The 17296-nt window shown below is 57.7% G+C and carries 18 protein-coding genes; 10 read left to right on the forward strand and 8 right to left on the reverse strand.

What is annotated here, in order from left to right; translation table 11 throughout:
- Positions 1–103 precede the first annotated feature (103 nt).
- The 3 genes from AC2TAD_RS15990 to AC2TAD_RS16000 are packed head-to-tail and all read right to left on the reverse strand — an operon-like array spanning position 104 to position 3106.
- Positions 104–1108: an ABC transporter substrate-binding protein gene (locus AC2TAD_RS15990; protein WP_480868844.1), complete on the reverse strand. Its 1005-nt coding sequence runs from the start codon at positions 1106–1108 to the stop codon at positions 104–106.
- A complete protein-coding gene (locus AC2TAD_RS15995; RefSeq protein WP_480868846.1) occupies positions 1087–2448 on the reverse strand; it encodes a sensor histidine kinase in 1362 nt (453 codons plus the stop codon). Before AC2TAD_RS15995 ends, AC2TAD_RS15990 begins: the two co-directional genes overlap by 22 nt.
- Positions 2438–3106, reverse strand: coding sequence for a response regulator transcription factor (locus AC2TAD_RS16000; RefSeq protein WP_170355567.1), 669 nt, complete (start codon positions 3104–3106; stop codon positions 2438–2440). Before AC2TAD_RS16000 ends, AC2TAD_RS15995 begins: the two co-directional genes overlap by 11 nt.
- 108 nt (positions 3107–3214) lie before the next feature.
- On the opposite strand from AC2TAD_RS16000, the gene AC2TAD_RS16005 reads away from it, so the two are divergent.
- From AC2TAD_RS16005 to AC2TAD_RS16025, 5 genes are all read left to right on the forward strand, one after another.
- Positions 3215–4195: a Bug family tripartite tricarboxylate transporter substrate binding protein gene (locus AC2TAD_RS16005; RefSeq protein WP_170355568.1), complete on the forward strand. Its 981-nt coding sequence runs from the start codon at positions 3215–3217 to the stop codon at positions 4193–4195.
- 66 nt (positions 4196–4261) lie between these two features.
- The gene (locus AC2TAD_RS16010; protein WP_170755555.1) at positions 4262–4744 is read left to right on the forward strand and encodes a tripartite tricarboxylate transporter TctB family protein; all 483 of its coding nucleotides are present in this window, start codon (positions 4262–4264) and stop codon (positions 4742–4744) included.
- 1 nt (position 4745) lies between these two features.
- Positions 4746–6257 (forward strand): tripartite tricarboxylate transporter permease, encoded by a 1512-nt coding sequence (locus AC2TAD_RS16015; RefSeq protein WP_170355570.1) that lies wholly within the window; start codon positions 4746–4748, stop codon positions 6255–6257.
- Positions 6247–7434 carry a CaiB/BaiF CoA transferase family protein gene (locus AC2TAD_RS16020; protein WP_480868849.1) on the forward strand — a complete coding sequence of 396 codons (1188 nt, stop codon included), beginning with the start codon at positions 6247–6249 and terminating at the stop codon, positions 7432–7434. The genes AC2TAD_RS16015 and AC2TAD_RS16020 overlap by 11 nt, the downstream gene beginning before the upstream one ends.
- Positions 7431–8204, forward strand: a complete 774-nt coding sequence (locus tag AC2TAD_RS16025) for a citryl-CoA lyase (RefSeq protein WP_480868850.1) — start codon at positions 7431–7433, stop codon at positions 8202–8204. The genes AC2TAD_RS16020 and AC2TAD_RS16025 overlap by 4 nt, the downstream gene beginning before the upstream one ends.
- A 39-nt stretch (positions 8205–8243) precedes the next feature.
- On the opposite strand, the gene AC2TAD_RS16030 is transcribed toward AC2TAD_RS16025, so the two are convergent.
- The 3 genes from AC2TAD_RS16030 to AC2TAD_RS16040 are packed head-to-tail and all read right to left on the reverse strand — an operon-like array spanning position 8244 to position 11739.
- Complete coding sequence (locus tag AC2TAD_RS16030; RefSeq protein ID WP_480868851.1) at positions 8244–9740, reverse strand: heme biosynthesis HemY N-terminal domain-containing protein; 1497 nt, start codon at positions 9738–9740, stop codon at positions 8244–8246.
- Positions 9741–9750: 10 nt separating this feature from the next.
- Positions 9751–10959 carry a COG4223 family protein gene (locus AC2TAD_RS16035; RefSeq protein ID WP_480868852.1) on the reverse strand — a complete coding sequence of 403 codons (1209 nt, stop codon included), beginning with the start codon at positions 10957–10959 and terminating at the stop codon, positions 9751–9753.
- 54 nt (positions 10960–11013) lie between these two features.
- Entirely contained in the window at positions 11014–11739 is a 726-nt protein-coding gene (locus AC2TAD_RS16040) for a uroporphyrinogen-III synthase (RefSeq protein ID WP_480868854.1), read from the reverse strand.
- An 85-nt stretch (positions 11740–11824) separates the two neighbouring features.
- Here AC2TAD_RS16040 and tsaD point away from each other — a divergent pair, with 85 nt between their 5' ends.
- Genes tsaD through AC2TAD_RS16060 form a run of 4 tightly spaced genes read left to right on the forward strand, consistent with a single transcriptional unit; the run spans position 11825 to position 14565 of the window.
- A complete protein-coding gene (gene tsaD / locus AC2TAD_RS16045; protein WP_480868856.1) occupies positions 11825–12919 on the forward strand; it encodes a tRNA (adenosine(37)-N6)-threonylcarbamoyltransferase complex transferase subunit TsaD in 1095 nt (364 codons plus the stop codon).
- A complete protein-coding gene (locus AC2TAD_RS16050; protein WP_480868858.1) occupies positions 12916–13872 on the forward strand; it encodes an NAD(P)H-dependent glycerol-3-phosphate dehydrogenase in 957 nt (318 codons plus the stop codon). Before tsaD ends, AC2TAD_RS16050 begins: the two co-directional genes overlap by 4 nt.
- A 1-nt stretch (position 13873) precedes the next feature.
- A complete protein-coding gene (locus tag AC2TAD_RS16055) occupies positions 13874–14143 on the forward strand; it encodes a YciI family protein (RefSeq protein WP_170355578.1) in 270 nt (89 codons plus the stop codon).
- On the forward strand, positions 14143–14565 hold the full coding sequence (locus AC2TAD_RS16060) for an EVE domain-containing protein (protein ID WP_480868860.1): 423 nt from the start codon (positions 14143–14145) through the stop codon (positions 14563–14565). The genes AC2TAD_RS16055 and AC2TAD_RS16060 overlap by 1 nt, the downstream gene beginning before the upstream one ends.
- A 190-nt stretch (positions 14566–14755) precedes the next feature.
- Here AC2TAD_RS16060 and AC2TAD_RS16065 read toward each other — a convergent pair whose 3' ends face one another.
- Together AC2TAD_RS16065 and AC2TAD_RS16070 are read right to left on the reverse strand one after the other, a co-directional pair.
- On the reverse strand, positions 14756–15097 hold the full coding sequence (locus AC2TAD_RS16065) for a DUF2853 family protein (RefSeq protein ID WP_353392476.1): 342 nt from the start codon (positions 15095–15097) through the stop codon (positions 14756–14758).
- A 135-nt stretch (positions 15098–15232) separates the two neighbouring features.
- Positions 15233–16108, reverse strand: coding sequence for a LysR family transcriptional regulator (locus tag AC2TAD_RS16070; RefSeq protein WP_170355581.1), 876 nt, complete (start codon positions 16106–16108; stop codon positions 15233–15235).
- Positions 16109–16200: 92 nt separating this feature from the next.
- Here AC2TAD_RS16070 and AC2TAD_RS16075 point away from each other — a divergent pair, with 92 nt between their 5' ends.
- Entirely contained in the window at positions 16201–17277 is a 1077-nt protein-coding gene (locus AC2TAD_RS16075; RefSeq protein ID WP_480868862.1) for an L-dopachrome tautomerase-related protein, read from the forward strand.
- Positions 17278–17296: the final 19 nt, after the last annotated feature.

Raw genomic sequence — 17296 nt, forward strand, 5'->3', positions numbered from 1 at the left:
ACGAATTCGGTGCTCGCCTCGGCCGTAACCTTTTTTCGTTTGCGACTTAGAAATTCAGCGCGTTACAAGTTCGCGCTCAGATCTACTTGATGGTCTCCGCTGCCTATTGAATCACCGCATTTTCCCATGCGGAAAGAAACTTTTTACGCTTAAGGTCATCCAAAAAAGTCAGCAAAGCCGGGTTCAATCCAATCGTTTCTCTGTCAGTCACCCCTCCCGGAGACGTCAGCGGCGGGAGGGAGGACTGCGTTTCCTGCGCGGCAGACTTTTCGGCAACGAGATGGCGGATGAAAGCTTCTGCTGCGTCTGGTTCCCGAGTTGCATTAGAAACCAAAGCTGTACGCATCATAATCGTTTGAAAATCAGTCGGAAAAATAACTTCAAGCGCATCTTTACCTTCGGCTCGGACAGCGGCGTAGCTGCCCAACACGTTATATGCGACCAAAATCGTGCCATCGGCCAGATCATTGATCATTTCGCCCGAACAACAATACAGCCGCACATCAAGCCCGCCCATAACTTCCATCAAGCGCCAATAGGTTTCCGAAGCTCGCGCATCCTGCGTTGCAAAGAGGTAACCCAAACCGGACTGGCGAACATCATAAGTGCCTACCTTGCCACGGAATTCCTCCGGACGTTTCCGTAAAGCTTCGATCAACATTTGGCGCGTTACGGGAACTTGCTGGCCTTCAAATGCCGCCCTGTTGATCACAATGGCCGCCGGCTCAGTGGTGAACGAGAAAAGGCTGTTGTGCCATTGTGCCCAGTGCGGTGTATCGATGTCGTCGATTGGTAGGGCATACCCATCATTGGCCAGTTTGAGTTGCAGATCCATCGCACTGGACACGACCACGTCAAATGCATCAGCAGCGGCTCGGACCCGCATGTTGATATCGGCCGTGCCCGAGACCAGGTATTCGACACTAATTGAGGGATTCTTCGCCACAAACTCCTCGATCAGTGGCGCAAATAGAACTGTGTCCGTGCTCGAGATTACCCGCAGCCTGGGACCCTCTGCGCCTTCGTTGAAAATCAACTGATCTTCCCAGTCTTCTGCCCATCCAGCGCCGGGCAGAAAAGCCAGCATCAAAGCGATAATGTAACGCATGCGCCCCCCATTGGCCGGTTCGATAGAACCAGCATTCCCCCATGTGCAGTCGCCACATCCTTTGCAATGGTTAGTCCCAGTCCAGAGCCAATGGTTCCTACAGCGTTTTCCCCACGCTCAAATCGCCGGGTCAGTCTGTCAACTTCGCTGGGAAGAAAGCCGGGCCCGGTGTCGCTGACCTTAATCTCGGGTTTCGCTGTGACCTCTATTTCTACGATGCTGTCTGCAGGTGCATATTTCAACGCGTTGTCGATCATGTTTCTGACAGCGTTTTGAATAAGAATAGGATCTCCAGAATACGGAACCGATTTATCGCCCGTCAGACAGAGCGACAGTTCCTTCATTTCAGCGATAGGCGTCAAACGCTGAACCAGCTCTTGGATCAATTCGACAAGGTCAACATTCTCGCGCTCTAGCCGGTCCGCGCGAGACGTAATCATGGCGTGATCCAAAAGCTGACCTGCTGCGCGCGAGCTTTCGTCGATCGCGCGAACCATAGCACGCAGCGCCTCGCGGTTTTCTTTTCTTTCCACGCGGTGGAGCGTGGCTTCGGCGTATGATCTGACAGTCGCCAAAGGTGTCCTGACGCGGTGGGCCGCTTCGGCGATAAAGTCCTCGGATTGGCTAAGCGACTGATCCAACCGGCCCATCAAGGAATTCAAGGACATGACAAGCGGCGCCATTTCTCGTGGCACTGGTTTTTTGAAAGGACTCAGATCCTGCGGCCCCCTTCGGGTTACCGAAGTCGTCAACTTGTTGAGCTGACCAATGGTTGTCGACGTGATCCAGAAAGATAAAGCTGCGGTGAGTAGAAAGAACCCCAACCCAAGAAAAGCAGCATTGCGCGAAATCTGATCAAGAGTTTCGGAAAGCGCATCCTGAGTTTGACCCAGTACGACTTCGACCTCGGTTTGTCGGTCAAGTCCAACAAGAGTCCGGCTGGCGCTGACCTGTCGGATAAGTTCTTCGCGAACTTCGCCGGTTTTGAACGACCAATCGCTTTCTCCGAGCCCACCAGCAAACCGAAGGTCTTCGTAGCCCGATAGGAACTCACCGTCCTGAAAGATCGCATAGAACACTCGGTCATCTGACGGAGTACTCAGCATTGAAAATGCTGCGTACGGGATATCTACCTCGAGTGCACCATCTCTGAGCGCCGCAGCATCCAGTATTGATGTCACTGAAGCTTCAAGTATGTTGTCCTGACCTTGTTGTGCCACCTGCGCCGCGTAATTGCGAACTGTGAAAAACAGAAGAATTGCAAGAACAGCCGCACCGCCAATCAACGCGAGCACCAGCCTGTTTCGCAATGACCCTGAAACGGTCGGATTAGTTGTCATGATCCAGCCTATACCCCAGACCGCGCAGAGTAGTTATCTTGAGGTCCGACTTTTCAAGATGCCTGCGCAATCGGCCCACATAGACCTCGATGGCGTTGTCTGAAATGTTGTCATCGTAGGAAAACAGCCGATCTGCCAGCTTCTGTTTCGAGAACACATGACCGGGTGCGTTGATGAACAGCTCCATCATACGCAATTCACGATTCCGCAAAGAAACGATGTCCCCGGCGACGACCAAATGCCCCGCGACCGGATCGAAGACAATGCCGCCCATCTCGATCGTCGTTTTTGTGATGCCTGATTTGCGACGCAAAACGGCACGGCATCTAGCCTCGAGTTCAGCGTGATCAAATGGCTTTGTGACGTAATCGTCGGCCCCAAGATCCAAAGAACCGATTCGATCAGAAACCTGACTGCGCGCGGTCAATACAATCACGGGAGTGTCCAGTCGACTTGCCCGATGCCGTTTCAGAAAGTCTCGGCCATCCCCATCTGGGAGCATGATATCCAACAGAATCAGGTCGTATTCTTCGGTTTCGACAAAGGCGGTTGCGTCCTCCAAATTCGCTGCGTGATCAATGACATGACCGTCCAGACGCATGCGCGAACTGACCGCGTTCGCGAGGTCCAGGTTGTCTTCGACAAGTAGAAATTTCATCAGGCTTTTTCAGTATTTTGCCGCGTGACAGGTTGATGTCAGGTTGGTGTGTTTTTGTTCCATCCAATCTGAGCCGCCATGCGGCCGGTTGTCAAACGGGAGGAAATCATGACAACGATTAAACTGGGCCGTCGCGCCCTAATCGCAGCTGTGGCCGCAATCGGCCTGACCGGCCCGACATTGGCCGAAGATCAAGTCGTGGACAGCATCCACTTTCTGATCCCCGGCGGTGCCGGTGGTGGCTGGGACGGAACTGCCCGCGGCACGGGTGAAGCCCTTACGAATGCGGGTCTTGTTGGCACTGCATCCTATGAGAACATGTCAGGTGGCGGCGGCGGTAAGGCCATCGGCTTTCTGATTGAAAACGCTGACAGCAATCACGGCACATTGATGGTGAACTCAACGCCCATCGTAATCCGTTCGCTGACCGGTGTTTTCCCGCATAACTTCCGCGACCTGACTCTGGTTTCAGGCACCATCGGTGACTATGCGGCGATCGTCGTAGGCAAAGACAGCCCGATCAACTCGATGGACGATCTGTTGGCAGCTTTTGACGCAGATCCTTCGGCCACAGCAATTGGTGGTGGCTCGGTACCGGGCGGCATGGATCACTTGGTTGCAGCCATGGTCATGGAAGCAGCTGGCAAAGACGCTCTGGGCGTAAAGTACATTCCGTATGACGCAGGCGGCAAAGCCATGGCGGCGCTTCTGTCCGGCGAAATCGCGGCTCTGTCGACGGGTTTCTCGGAAGCTGTTGACCTGTCGAACGCGGGCGAAGTCAAAATCATCGGTGTCACATCGGAAGAACGCGTTGACGCCGCTCCTGATGCGATGACCATGAAGGAGCAGGGTATTGATACCACCTTCGTCAACTGGCGCGGATTCTTCGCAGCACCTGGTCTACCGGAAGACAAGCTGGCGGCATATCAAGACGCAATCGCCAAGATGTACGACACTCCTGAATGGGAAGAGGTTCGGGCGCGCAACGGATGGGTCAACATCCACAACTCGGGCGCTGACTTCCAGACGTTCCTTGAGCAGCAGGAACAGCAGATCGGTGATCTGATGAAGAAGCTGGGCTTTCTCTAACTGAAAATCGGCAGAGCGGACCGCCGCTCTGCCTTCCCCAAAGACAACAAAAAAGGAGGGGGCATCATGGCGTTGGATCGCTGGATCGCGCTCGTTCTGCTGGGTGTTTGTTTAACATATGGCTACGCCGCCTGGTTCACGATGGACGGTAGCCTTCCCCCCTTCATGCAAAGAAATCCCATCTGGCCAAGCACCTTCCCCAAAGTGCTGTCCATTCTGGGTATCGTCACGACGACAATTATCCTGCTGGGCTTTGAAAAGTCCGAGATCAAGGAAGCCGACATCGATTATCGCCGGCTGGGTGATTACCATCTGGATCAGGCGCTAATGCTGCTGGCTTTGATGGTGATCTACGCTTTGTGCCTGCGTCCTGTCGGTTTCCTGATTTCCACATCGGCATTCCTGATCCTTGGCTCTTTCATTCTGGGTGAGCGCAAGTGGCACATCATGCTGCCTGTTGCCTTCATCGCTACTGGGGCCGTCTGGTATCTGGTTCAGGAAGTTCTTGGCATTTACATGCGCCCCCTGCCGGGCATTTTCGGAGGCTGACATGCTTGAAGGACTTCTGATCGGCCTGCAAACGGCATTCTCAATCCAAAACCTACTGATGGTTATCGCTGGGTGCCTGATCGGCACGTTCATCGGGATGTTGCCCGGTCTTGGACCGATGTCGATCATCGCCATCATGATCCCGGTTGCGATCTCGATGGGCGACCCATCCGCCGCACTGATCCTTTTGGCTGGGGTGTATTACGGAGCGATCTTTGGAGGATCGACATCCTCGATTCTGCTGAACGCGCCAGGTGTCGCGGGCACGGTAGCTTCAAGTTTCGATGGCTATCCGATGGCACGACAAGGCAAAGCAGGCAAGGCGCTGACAATCGCTGCGATCGCCAGTTTTGCCGGCGGCACGCTGGGTGCTGTGCTTCTAATGGTGTTTGCCCCTGCCCTGTCATCAGTGGCGCTGTTGTTCCATTCGGCCGAGTATTTCGCGCTTATGGTTGTCGGTCTTTCAGCCATCGCAGCCTTTGCTGGAAGCGGGCAAGTCGCCAAGGCCGTCATCATGACAGTCCTAGGGCTGATCATGGCAACTGTCGGCGAAGGCGCGTTGTTCAACCTGCCTCGGTTCACCATGGGAATCATGGACCTGCAATCCGGCTTTGGCTTCATCACGCTGGCCATGGCCATGTTTGCCTTGCCCGAAGCGCTGTTTCTGGTCCTGAAGCCAAAAGATCTGAAAGGTGATGATGGTGAGATCAAGGACCTGCGCATCACCAAAGAAGAAGCCAAAGCAATTGCGCCAGTTGTGGGACGGCAGTCCGTACAAGGTTTCTTCATCGGCGTTCTTCCCGGCGCCGGTGCGACAATCGCCAGCTTCCTCGGCTACGCTGTTGAACGCAACATCGCTCCGAAAGAGGAACAGGAAGAATTTGGCAAAGGCTCGATCAAGGGTCTGGCAGCCCCGGAAACAGCGAACAACGCGGCCTGCACAGGATCATTCGTTCCACTGCTGACTTTGGGTATTCCAGGTTCCGGCACCACGGCGATCCTGCTGGGCGCGCTGATTGCTCTGAACGTGACACCCGGTCCGCGTCTGATGCTGGATGAGCCTCAGATCTTCTGGGCTGTGATCATGTCCATGTTTATCGGAAACCTTGTCCTGTTGATCCTGAACCTGCCGCTGATTCCTTACATCGCAAAGGTGCTATCCGTTCCGCGCAACTACCTGATACCGTTCATTTTGTTCTTTACGTTGATGGGCGCTTATATTGGGCAGAACAATGCAACGGAGTTGTTGATCCTTGTGGGTTTCGGCGTCTGCGCCACGGCTTTGAAGTTTGCCGATTATCCGCTGGCCCCGCTGCTGATCGGGTTCATCCTTGGCGGAATGATGGAAGACAACTTTGCGAGGTCCATGCAGCTTTATGACGGGATCGGGTTTATCTGGGAACGCCCCATGACGCTGGGCCTGCTGGTCATCGCCGCGCTGCTGGTGCTGCTGCCCAGCTATCGCGCGCGTCGCGCACGGGCACGGGCTGCCGGTATCGCCGATGGCGACTGAGCCTTTGGCAGGAATACGAGTTCTTGACCTGACGAATGTTCTGGCGGGCCCGTATTGCTGCTATCAGCTTGCCCTGATGGGGGCCGAGGTGATCAAGGTCGAACGGCCTGAGGGCGGCGACCTTGCTCGGGTGTTGGGCGCAGACCCAGACCGCAACAAGGCCGGGATGGGCATCAGTTTTCTCGCCCAGAACGCGGATAAGAAATCCGTCACGCTGGATATGAAGCCAGCAAAGGGCAAAGACTTGCTGAAGAAGCTGGTTCAAACCGCCGACGTGCTGGTCGAAAATTTCCGGCCCGGTGTAATGGACCGGCTTGGCCTTGGCTATGACGTTCTGCGCGCTGAAAATGCCAGCCTGATCTATTGTGCAATCAGCGGTTTTGGGCAGGACGGTCCTCGCAAAAAAGACCCGGCCTACGACCAAATCGTTCAGGGTATCAGCGGTGTCATGTCGATCACCGGAGCAGCCGATACAGCGCCCTATCGCGTCGGCTACCCGCTGGCCGATACCGTCGGGGGGCTAACGGCCGCTTTTGCGATCAGTGCGGCCCTGAACGCCAGACCACGCGGCACGTTTCTGGATATCGCAATGTCCGAGGCGGTGATCTCCACCATGGGCTGGGTGGTGTCGAACTACCTGATCGGGGATGTCACACCGGCAGCGCATGGCAACGAAAACACCACATCCGCCCCGTCAGGAACCTTTGCCACTGCGGATAACCCGATCAACATCGCGGCCAATCGTGACGAACAATGGCAGGCGCTTGCTCGACATCTTGGACGGGAAGATTTGCTGGGTAACCCTGACTATGCCTCGCGTGAAGATCGCAAGAGGAACCGCCATACCCTGAGGGACGATCTTGAAGCCACGCTGCGCACCCGACCCTCCCGGGAATGGGTTCGCGAGTTGAACGCGATTGGCGTTCCGACCGGGCAGGTGATGACCGTGCCCGAAGCGTTGGCTGACGAACAGCTTACAGGCCGCGGATTGATTGGATCTTTGCCGTCCCACAGCGACGAGCTGAAACTGACCGGCAGCCCTGTTGTGATGGATGGTCAACGCAGAATGCCCCGGACCGCCCCACCGGACTTGGGGGCAGATAATGCCGTGATCTGGTCTGAGCTTGGTCTGAGCCGTGACGAAATAAACGCGTTGACGAAGGAGGGGATCATATGAGCGATGTCGCTGACTGGTGGTCAACATCCATCATCGACATGGAACCCGGACGAATAGACCTGCGGGGCACACCTATTCAGGACCTTATCGGCAACCTTGGTTTCGCAGAAATGATCTGGTTCATAGTGCGCGGAGACAGGCCATCCGCCGCACAGTTGAAATTGTTCGAGGCCGCCTTAGTTGCTGCCGTGGATCACGGGCCACAAGCCCCTTCGATCGCTACGGCCCGCATGGCAGTAACGTGTGGACTGCCACTCAACAATGCCATGGCAAGCGCGGTGAACATGCTAGGGGACATCCACGGCGGTGCTGGCGAGCAAGCGGTGACCCTGTATCAGTTTGTCAATGCTCACCCATCCGCCGTTGGCCCGGCGCTGGATGACTGGATTGCCGCGCAAGGGAAAATTCTGCCCGGATTCGGCCACCGCTTTCACACCCCAGCGGATCCACGCGCACCACGTTTGATGAGCCTTGTGGACGAAGCGATTGAGGCAGGTGCCTGTGATGGGCGCTACAAATCTGTCGCGATCGACATCGAAGGCGAATTGGCGCAGCGTAAAGGCAAACCCATTCCGATGAATATCGACGGAGCCACAGCGGTGATCTATGCCGAGCTTGGTTTTGACGCGCCGCTGGCACGCGGCCTGTTTTGCCTGTCCCGTTCTGTCGGCATTCTTGCACATGCGTGGGAACAGTCTCAGCAGGGTGGCCGAAACAAGGGACCGACCCCGCCAAAGTATCGCTGGACGTACTTGCCCAGCGACACGTAAGTGGCATCAAGGTTCTAAAGTGTCCGTTGATCCGAGTCCTCAGACCTTCTCTTCGATCGCAGGCTCGACATCGGGGCGCACGGGTTCGACCTCCATTTCGATCACGTCGGGCGCAACTTCTTCTTCCGGCTCTTCAACCTCCGGCTCGACCTTGTCTTCAAGCGCGCCAACGATCAGGGGCAGCATGTGAACACCGGTCGCCGAGGCGATCTCGGGCGTTTGCGGAGTTTGCCAGCTCAGCGTGTCAAAGCTGTGGCAGTTCTGGCAGACCGGAGCCCATTCGGGCTGGATATCATGGCAGTTGTCGCAGACCCATTGCGGCCCGCGCGGCGCGTTCAGCGCCTTGGCCAGCCATCCCTGCACCACCGCGTCCGAGGCGCCCTCGCCCCGTTCAATCGCCGCCATCAGCGTATAGGCACGGGCATCGGCCTGTTTTTCTACCACATCGCCCAGCGCACGGCGAGCTTCGGGGAAATCCTCGGCCACGATGTTCAACTCGGCCAGGATCAGGCGCGTTTCAGGGTTTTCCGGGTGGATACGGGTCAGGGCGGTGAACCGCTTGATCCGCGCATCCGGCGTTTCATCCGGCGCGATTTCCGCAAAGGCATGGGCCAGATCGGGATGCGGCTGCACCTCCCACGCTTTTTTCAGGATCTTGGTCGCGGCGCGCGGCTTGCCCTTTTCGATATAGGCCCGCGCGGCCATCGCAGCGGCAGGAACCAGATCAGGCGACAAGCGGTTGGCCTCGATCGCGTGTTCTTGCTGTTCGACCGTGGCGCCTTCGTCCAGAATGCCCTTGGCTTCGGACAGCGCCAGCACTGCATCACGGCGTTTGAACACGTCGCGCGGCAGATGACCAGCCTTAAGCTTGGCCGTCAGAGTCGAACGCGCGCCCGTCCAATCCTGCGACTTGGTCTGCAAACCCAGCAGAATATCCTGCGTTTCGGCGTGGCGCGGCTTGATCGCCAACGCCTTTTCGGCCAGCTTCCGGGCGGTATCGTCATCACCCTCGGCCAGTTTCTGCTTCAAGATACCACGCACGCCCACAAACCGGGTGGCGTTGTTCGTCACCAGTTTCTTATAGGTGTCCGAGGCTTTCTTGGTGTCACCATTCATCTCGGCCGCCTGTGCCACCAGCAGATTGGTTAGTTCAGGCTTGTTCAGCAGTTTTTCGGCCTTGGTGGCCTTGGACATGGCAATGCGCCCCTCGCCCGAAGCCAGTGCCATCAGCCCATCAGCCAGCGCCTGATAGCCGCGCTGTTCACGGCTGCGGTCGAAATAGCGCGACAGGGCGGTTTCATCGCCATTTAGGAATTTCAGCGTGGCGATCAGAAGGGTCAGCAGTTTGAAGAACAGCCAGATCGCAAAGACCAACACGCCCAGCGCAATAACCGATTGCAAAGGCCCCAGAGTGTATTCCGTGCCACCTGCCGTGATCTGAATACCGCCGCTGGTTTCCATCAGGAACCCGGCACCGATAGCCAGAAGGCCAACAATGGCAACAAATACAAGGATTTTTATCAGTGACCACAGCATGGCAGGTCCTTCAGTTCGAGTTCGCGCCAGAAGCAAGCGCATCTGCGGCATCCACGGCAGATACCCGTGTCTGCGCCGCTTGTTCCCATTCAGCCAGCGCAGCACGGGCCACCTCGGGCAGAGATTTCAGTTCGTTCAAAGCCCCAGCCACATCACCGGCGGACAGCGCCGCTTGCGCACGAGACAAGATCGCATCCGGATCATCACCCTCTTGCGGTGTTACCGAACGCGCACCCGTCTGGCGCTGGAGGAACGCGACGATCCCCGTGCCTTTCTCCGCCTCTCGGGCGTCGGCAAGAGCAGCGCGGGCGGCTGGCGCAAAATCCTCACGCAGGGCCGAAACCGTCGCAACTCCATTGTCGGCCGCCGTGGACAGCGCACCCGGGATTTCGACCCCGCCAGCTGACAGCTCGGAAAGAAGGTCGGAATAGGGTTGCCCTGCATCCAACTGCCCGTGGAGCTTAGACAGTATCGCTGCATTGGTCGCGGCCAAAGCCTCATCCGAAGCTTTTGCTTCCAGAGCCTGAGCTTCCGCAACCATCTTTTCAACCTCGGCGCGTTGGGCAGCCAGCGAGTCCTGCAGTTTTTTCAACTCGGCTTCAAATGCGGCTGTGGTTTCGGGGGTGGCTCCTTGGGTCAGCGCGCCGCTTTCCAGCGCGGCCAAGCGATCAGCCAGAGGCTGGATCTGTCCTGACAAACCATCAAGGCCGGATTGGACGGCGTCCAGATCCGAAGTGATCGGAGCCAACTGTTCTGTCAAAGCAGCAATCTTGCTTTCCAAGTCCGAGCCATCGGACAGAGATTTCGAGAGCGCGTCGATTTGGTTGGCTTGATCGGTCAGCTTTGCCTCGAGCGTGGTCAACGCGTCCGAGCTGCCGGAGTCGAACAAACCAGCACTGCCCGCCGCGAACCCGATTGCGGCTGCAATCGCACCGCCGATCAACGCCGGAACAAAGCCACCTTTCTTTTCCGAATGACGTTCGGACAGGTTCTCCTTGAAACGTTCAAGATTGGCTTCGGCTTCGGCTTCGGCTTCGGCTTCGGCTTCGGCTTCGGCTTCGGCTTCGGCTTCGGCTTCGGCTTCGGCTTCGGAAAGGGTCTCTTCTAACGCTGTTGCATCGTCAATAGTCGGTTCCTCAGATGCGGAAACAGCTTCAACCGACTCATCTGTCTTGGGATCATCCACCGGTTTTTGATCGGAGTTCTTCTTATCAGCCACCGCAATATTCCCCTTATCGAATCCGAAATGCTTGGAACAACAGACCCGGCTAAGTTAGTCGGTGGCCACGTCGCCCTCAACCCGCAACGCATGTTTCACAAGTTTTTTAACGGCCTTACGCATTTTCTTGGGTGTCGGCGCTTTCGCGACCTTCAACCGCGCATAGGGCAAAGAATAAAGGGGTTCGGCCGTGGCCTGGCTGATGGCAGCTACCCAAAGCGGGGCAGAACCGCGCCAGATGTCGGCAAAATGTCGCGCCGTTCTGGGTGAAAATATTGGAACCAAAACAGGGGATTTACCGCTTGCGGCGGCAGTCGCTTCGGGTGTCAGCGGTAACAGGTTTTGCTGGTAAACGGGCTGTTCGCGCACGGTCAGGCCGGATTCGGTCAGCCGCGCGGCAATATTGCCCCGGCTGTGCTCGCCTCGCAGGTGCAGTAGCGGACTGAGCGGTCGGGTTTGCAAAAGGGCTGCGATTAACTCCTCGGCGGTCTGGCCCATCATTTGCGCGTCCCACCCAGCACCTTTTGCCGTACCTGTTGTTGCAGGACCCACGCAGAAGGCAGGTAGAGACCGCTCAACCCCAGCCGAGGCCGCCGCGTTCACCGCATTGGCTGAAGTGAAAATCAGCCCACGCGTATCAATCGTATCCACATGAACCGGCAGGGGTTTGATTTCCAGAATCGGGGAATAGATGACCTGCACCCGAGACCTGACGCGGGTCGGAAGCTGCGCAACGAACCTTTCAGAGGCCGCGCGCGGGCGGGTCATCAACAAATACAACGGTCGGCGCCTTGGGCCTTGGGATTGTTTGCATCCGCACAGGGTGATACCCCGCTTGGCAACCAAGGTGTAACGGATCAGGCCAATGGTGCAAACACTTACTGTCCTCGGGTTGGAAAGCAGCTGTGACGACACAGCCGCAGCCGTTGTGCGCCATGGCGAAAACGGGGCCGAGGTTTTGTCCTCGATCGTTCATGGCCAAAACGAACTGCACAGTGCCTTTGGCGGCGTTGTCCCCGAGATCGCTGCCCGCGCTCATGCCGAGAAACTGGACACTTGCGTCATGCAGGCGCTTGAGGAGGCCGGTTTGGCTCTGTCCGACATGGACGCCATAGCCGTGACTGCGGGGCCGGGTTTGATCGGCGGCGTCATGTCCGGCGTGATGTGCGCCAAAGGGATCAGTGCCGCGACAGGGCTGCCCTTGATCGGGGTGAACCATTTGGCAGGCCACGCGCTGACGCCGCGCCTGACCGACGGGATCGCGTTTCCGTATCTGATGCTGCTGGTTTCGGGCGGACATTGCCAATACCTGATCGCCCACGGGCCGGACCACTTTACCCGTCTGGGCGGCACCATCGACGACGCGCCGGGTGAGGCGTTCGACAAAACCGCCCGTCTACTGGGCTTGCCGCAACCCGGCGGCCCTTCGGTCGAGGCCGAGGCCCGCGCAGGTGATCCCACACGGTTCCGCTTTCCGCGGCCTTTGTTGGACCGCCCCGGATGTGATCTGTCTTTTTCAGGCCTTAAGACTGCACTTATGCGGATGCGCGATCAGGTCGTGGCCGAGAAAGGCGGGCTGACCCGTCAGGACCGCGCCGATCTGTGCGCCGGATTCCAACAGGCCGTTGTCGATACACTGGCCGAGAAAACGCGCCGAGCGATGGATCTGTATTTAAACGAAAACCCCGCGGAGCCGGTGATTGCCGTGGCTGGAGGCGTCGCAGCAAATTCGGCCATTCGTTCAGCATTAGAGACTGTTTGTAGTGAGAAAGGCGCGCGTTTCACCGCGCCGCCTCTCGCCCTTTGCACCGACAACGCGGCCATGATCGCCTATGCCGGGATCGAGCGATTTCGCACCGGCGCACGCGACGGGCTGGACTTGACCGCCCGCCCCCGCTGGCCTTTGGACCAGACCAGCCCCGCAATGCTTGGCAGTGGCAAAAAAGGGGCCAAGGCATGAGCGTTTCGGTTCTGGGCTCGGGTGCATTCGGGACCGCGCTGGCAATTTCGCTGGCCGGAAACGGACCGGTAACGCTTTGGGCGCGAGACGCGGAACAGGCGCGGGTGATGCACAGCACGCGTGAAAACGCGGCGCGGCTGCCGGGTGTGGCCTTGCCGGATGCGATCACCGTAACGGCGGACATTACGCAGGCAACGCGCAGTCAAACGTTACTGGTCTCGGTGCCGATGCAAAAACTGCGCGGTGTGCTGACGGATCACGGCGTGGTTCTGGCTGGGAAAACGCTGGTGGCCTGCTGCAAAGGTATCGAGCTATCCACCGGGCTGGGTCCGATCTCGGTCATCCGGCAGACCATTCCCGACGCGCGCCCTGCCCTGCTGACCGGCCCGAGCTTTGCCGATGATATCGCACGCGGATTGCCCACCGCGCTAACGCTGGCCTGCTCTGAGGATGCGCATGAGCTACAGCATGACCTGACCACGGCGAACCTGCGCCTGTACCGCACCACCGATCTGATCGGGGCGGAACTGGGCGGCGCGTTGAAGAACGTCATGGCCATCGCTTGCGGAGCAGCGATCGGAGCCGGTTTGGGCGACAGCGCCCGCGCCGCGCTGATGACGCGCGGATTTGCTGAGATGCAGCGCTTTGCCCTAATGCGCGGCGCGCGGCCCGAAACCCTTATGGGCCTGTCGGGACTGGGCGATCTGGTGCTGACCTGCTCGTCCGAGTTATCCAGAAACTATCGTTTCGGCCTGTGTTTGGGTCGAAATCAGCCCTTTGACACCACCACCACGGTCGAGGGCGTCGCAACCGCGCGTGCCATGTCCGACATTGCCCGGGTCGAGGGGCTGGACATGCCTATCAGCGCTACTGTCGCCGACCTGAGCCAAGGCACATATAGTGTGGCGCAGGCCATTGATACTCTGCTCAACAGACCCCTGAAGGAGGAATAATATGCTCATCGCTCTGATCGCCCGTGACAAGGACGGCGCATTGCAAACCCGGCTGGACAATCGCGCCGACCACCTGGCTTACATCGAAGAAACCGGTGTCGTTGCACAGGCTGGACCCCTGTTGGATGGCGACGCAATGATCGGATCGCTGATCATCCTTGAGGTGGAAGACATGGCCGCCGCCCAAAGCTGGGCTGACAATGATCCCTATGCCAAGGCCGGTTTGTTCCAGTCCGTCGACCTGATCGCGTGGAAAAAGGTCATCGGCTGATGGCATATTGGCTGTTCAAATCCGAACCCTCGACCTGGAGCTGGGACCAACAGGTTGCCAAAGGGGACGCAGGCGAGGAATGGGACGGCGTGCGCAACTATCAGGCGCGCAATTTCATGCGTCAGATGGCGGTGGGCGACCGGGGGTTCTTTTACCATTCGCAAAAGGACAAGGCGGTGGTTGGCATCGTCGAGGTCTGCGCCGCCGCCCATCCCGACAGCACCACCGATGACGAGCGCTGGGAATGCGTGGATATCAAGGCCGTACGGCCCTTCAAAACACCGGTCACGCTGGACCAGATCAAGGCCGATGGACGGCTGGACGAGATGGTGCTGGTGAAAAACTCGCGCCTGTCGGTGCAGCCGGTTACGGATGCCGAATGGCAGGTGATCTGCGATCTGGGGCAGACTCAGCCGGAATAAAAAAGGGAAGGTTCCGACGGATGCAGAACCTTCCCTACCCCGCGTGCTCCCGACTCACCACACGCGTATAGAAATTCTTCGGTTCTGACCGTCCTGGCCACAAGATGACACTAGCCGAAACAGCGGCGCCGATACAAACACCAAGTACTTAAAATTGGAAACGCCCGCCGCTGCGACGGGCGCTATTGGATCAACCGTAGACCGATTCCTTGCCGAAGTGTTTGGTCAGCATGTAATAGACCACAGCGCGGTATTTATTGCGCTCTGACATGCCATAAGTGCCAAGCACCGATTGTATCGCCTCATCTAACGCAGGACTATCGGACAGGCCCAGTTTCTTGATCAGGAAGTTGTTTTTGACAGTCTCAATCTCGCCCTCTTGCGAGGCCGCCACGGTCGATGCGTCGGCATCGTAGATCGCCGGACCGCAACCGATCGTGACCTTGGTCAGCAAGTCCATATCGGGATCCATCCCGCATTTGTTCTTCAGATCTTCCGCGTATTTTGCAATCAAGTCGTCGCGTTTTCCAATGACTGGCTCTCCCGTAAAGCAGCGTCTTGCTGCGAAGTCACAAAAGGTTGAAACAAGTGCGGGAAATCTATTCAGCTGAGGGTAGGTCACAACGGGAAAAACTGGTTTGTTTCCCCCCAAGGAAACACGGAAAACTCACTGAAAGGCGCGATTGGCCAAATCTGAGAAAGCGCGCACCTTTCGCCCAGGTGTTGCGTTCCCTGCATGCACGAATGAGATCGGAGCGTCAGGTGACCGCAAAACACCAGGCATGACCTCAACCAGTGCTCCGCTTTCCAACTCGCGCTGAACAGCTAATCGGGATTTGACCGCAAGCCCCAACCCCTGTACCGCCGCTTCGGTCAACATATCCGAGTTCGATACTGCAATCCCGCGCGGGATCGAAAACTGCGCAGCACCGTGACCATCCGTGATGTCGAGCCGAGTTTGCCACGGCAGACAGGCCCAGCGCATTAGGCGTAAGTCTTCAGCCGTGGCCGGCAGTCCATATGTCTCGCAAAACACCGGTGAAGCACAGATGATCCTGTCATTATCGCTTAGTTTACGGGCCTTTAGTGTGCTGTCGGCCATCTGTCCCACCCGGATCGCGCAGTCGATACCCTCATCCACCAACGCGACATAGCGATCAACGGCCAGAAACTCGACCGTCAGGTCCGGATGCTCGGCCTGAAACGCGCTCATAACCGGCATGATGAAGCGCGACAAAATCCAGGGTGACAGCGTCACGCGCAAATGTCCGCGCAATGCGCCAGTGCCACTGCCGGCCTCAAGCTCGGCGTCGCGCAAATCGGCCAACAAAGGTTCGATCCGGTCCAGAAAGATCAGACCTTCTTCGGTCAGTTGCACCTTGCGGCTGTTGCGGTGGAAGAGTTTGAGGTTCAGAACCTCCTCAAGCTTCGTGATGCGATGGCTGACCGTCGCCGCCGAGATCCCCTGCGCCTTGGCCGCGGACCCGACGCCGCCGGTTTTCGCGACCGAGACAAAGGTCAGCAGGTCATTCACATGGTACATTCGAAAATTCCTAACGCTGGTTTCAAGATTGAGCCAGTTATCGCGGAAAATTTCAAATGGTATCTGCTGAACCACGACCAGAGGAGGACCTGATGAAATCACTTTACGCAGCCACATGCGCGCTTGCGCTGGCCATGCCCGCAGCGGCAGCCGAGTTGGAAACCTATCTTGAGTTTGAAAAGGCCATGCCTCCGGGCAATCTGGCCATTGGCCCGGATGGGCGCATGTTCATGTCCGTGCATGAATTCTATGGCCCCGAATTGCGCGTGGTTGAAGTGATGCCGGACGGCTCCACCAAACCCTACCCGACCGAAGACTGGGCCCGCGCCCCGAACGATGATGCGGACGGGTTGAACGGCGTGTTGGGCCTGCGGGCGGATCGCGATGGAATCCTGTGGATGCTGGATGGTCAGGGCGAGAACCAGACCGGACGCGTCGTTGGTTGGGACACCAAAACCGAAACGCTGCACGCAATCCACTATATCGGCGCGCCTGTGGCGCGGCCCACATCGTTCCTGAACGATCTGGCTGTGGATCGCGATCATGGGGCTATCTACATCTCGGATACCGGCGACGGGCAGAACTCGGCCATTATCGTGGTTGATCTGGATACCGGGCGGGCGCGTCGGGTCCTGGAAGGCTCTAAATATACGATTCCTGAAGATACGCCGATGGTGATTGACGGGCGCGAGATTACGCTGGGCGGCAATCCTGCGAAGATCGGCATCAATCCGATCACCGTCGATCCGACCAACACGTGGGTTTACTTCGCGCCCATGACAGCCAGCGCAATGTACCGCATTCCCACCGCCGCGCTGCTGGATGAAAGCCTGTCAGATGCCGATCTTGAAGCCAAGGTTGAACGCTATGGCGACAAGCCGATCTCGGATGGGTCAACCGTGGATACCGGCGGCAATGTCTATATCACCGCGATGACGGACAATGCGCTGGGCGTCACCAAGCCGGATGGCAGTTATGAAGTGCTGTTCCAGTCGGACGATGAATTGCCGTGGCCAGACGGGTTTTCGATCGGTGCGGATGGGTATGTCTATGCCACGATTAACGAGTTGCACCGCTCGCCCGTACTGAACAATGGCGAGGATGCCTCGAAGGGTATCTACAAGATCGTCCGGTTCAAATCGCTGGCTGATGCGGTCAGCGGACGCTAAGCCAATCTCCGGCCCCGTT

Source organism: Ruegeria sp. HKCCD7628, from assembly GCF_057221005.1.

What these genes read in the sequence shown, in the direction of transcription:
- AC2TAD_RS16060 (WP_480868860.1), top strand. Translation starts at nt 14,143, where the DNA reads ATGGCATATTGGCTGTTCAAATCCGAACCCTCGACCTGGAGCTGGGAC.
- AC2TAD_RS16000 (WP_170355567.1), bottom strand. Translation starts at nt 3,106, where the DNA reads ATGAAATTTCTACTTGTCGAAGACAACCTGGACCTCGCGAACGCGGTC.
- AC2TAD_RS16025 (WP_480868850.1), top strand. Translation starts at nt 7,431, where the DNA reads ATGAGCGATGTCGCTGACTGGTGGTCAACATCCATCATCGACATGGAA.
- AC2TAD_RS16075 (WP_480868862.1), top strand. Translation starts at nt 16,201, where the DNA reads ATGAAATCACTTTACGCAGCCACATGCGCGCTTGCGCTGGCCATGCCC.
- tsaD (WP_480868856.1), top strand. Translation starts at nt 11,825, where the DNA reads ATGGTGCAAACACTTACTGTCCTCGGGTTGGAAAGCAGCTGTGACGAC.
- AC2TAD_RS16010 (WP_170755555.1), top strand. Translation starts at nt 4,262, where the DNA reads ATGGCGTTGGATCGCTGGATCGCGCTCGTTCTGCTGGGTGTTTGTTTA.
- AC2TAD_RS16070 (WP_170355581.1), bottom strand. Translation starts at nt 16,108, where the DNA reads ATGTACCATGTGAATGACCTGCTGACCTTTGTCTCGGTCGCGAAAACC.
- AC2TAD_RS16015 (WP_170355570.1), top strand. Translation starts at nt 4,746, where the DNA reads ATGCTTGAAGGACTTCTGATCGGCCTGCAAACGGCATTCTCAATCCAA.
- AC2TAD_RS16005 (WP_170355568.1), top strand. Translation starts at nt 3,215, where the DNA reads ATGACAACGATTAAACTGGGCCGTCGCGCCCTAATCGCAGCTGTGGCC.
- AC2TAD_RS16030 (WP_480868851.1), bottom strand. Translation starts at nt 9,740, where the DNA reads ATGCTGTGGTCACTGATAAAAATCCTTGTATTTGTTGCCATTGTTGGC.
- AC2TAD_RS15995 (WP_480868846.1), bottom strand. Translation starts at nt 2,448, where the DNA reads ATGACAACTAATCCGACCGTTTCAGGGTCATTGCGAAACAGGCTGGTG.
- AC2TAD_RS16020 (WP_480868849.1), top strand. Translation starts at nt 6,247, where the DNA reads ATGGCGACTGAGCCTTTGGCAGGAATACGAGTTCTTGACCTGACGAAT.
- AC2TAD_RS15990 (WP_480868844.1), bottom strand. Translation starts at nt 1,108, where the DNA reads ATGCGTTACATTATCGCTTTGATGCTGGCTTTTCTGCCCGGCGCTGGA.
- AC2TAD_RS16055 (WP_170355578.1), top strand. Translation starts at nt 13,874, where the DNA reads ATGCTCATCGCTCTGATCGCCCGTGACAAGGACGGCGCATTGCAAACC.
- AC2TAD_RS16050 (WP_480868858.1), top strand. Translation starts at nt 12,916, where the DNA reads ATGAGCGTTTCGGTTCTGGGCTCGGGTGCATTCGGGACCGCGCTGGCA.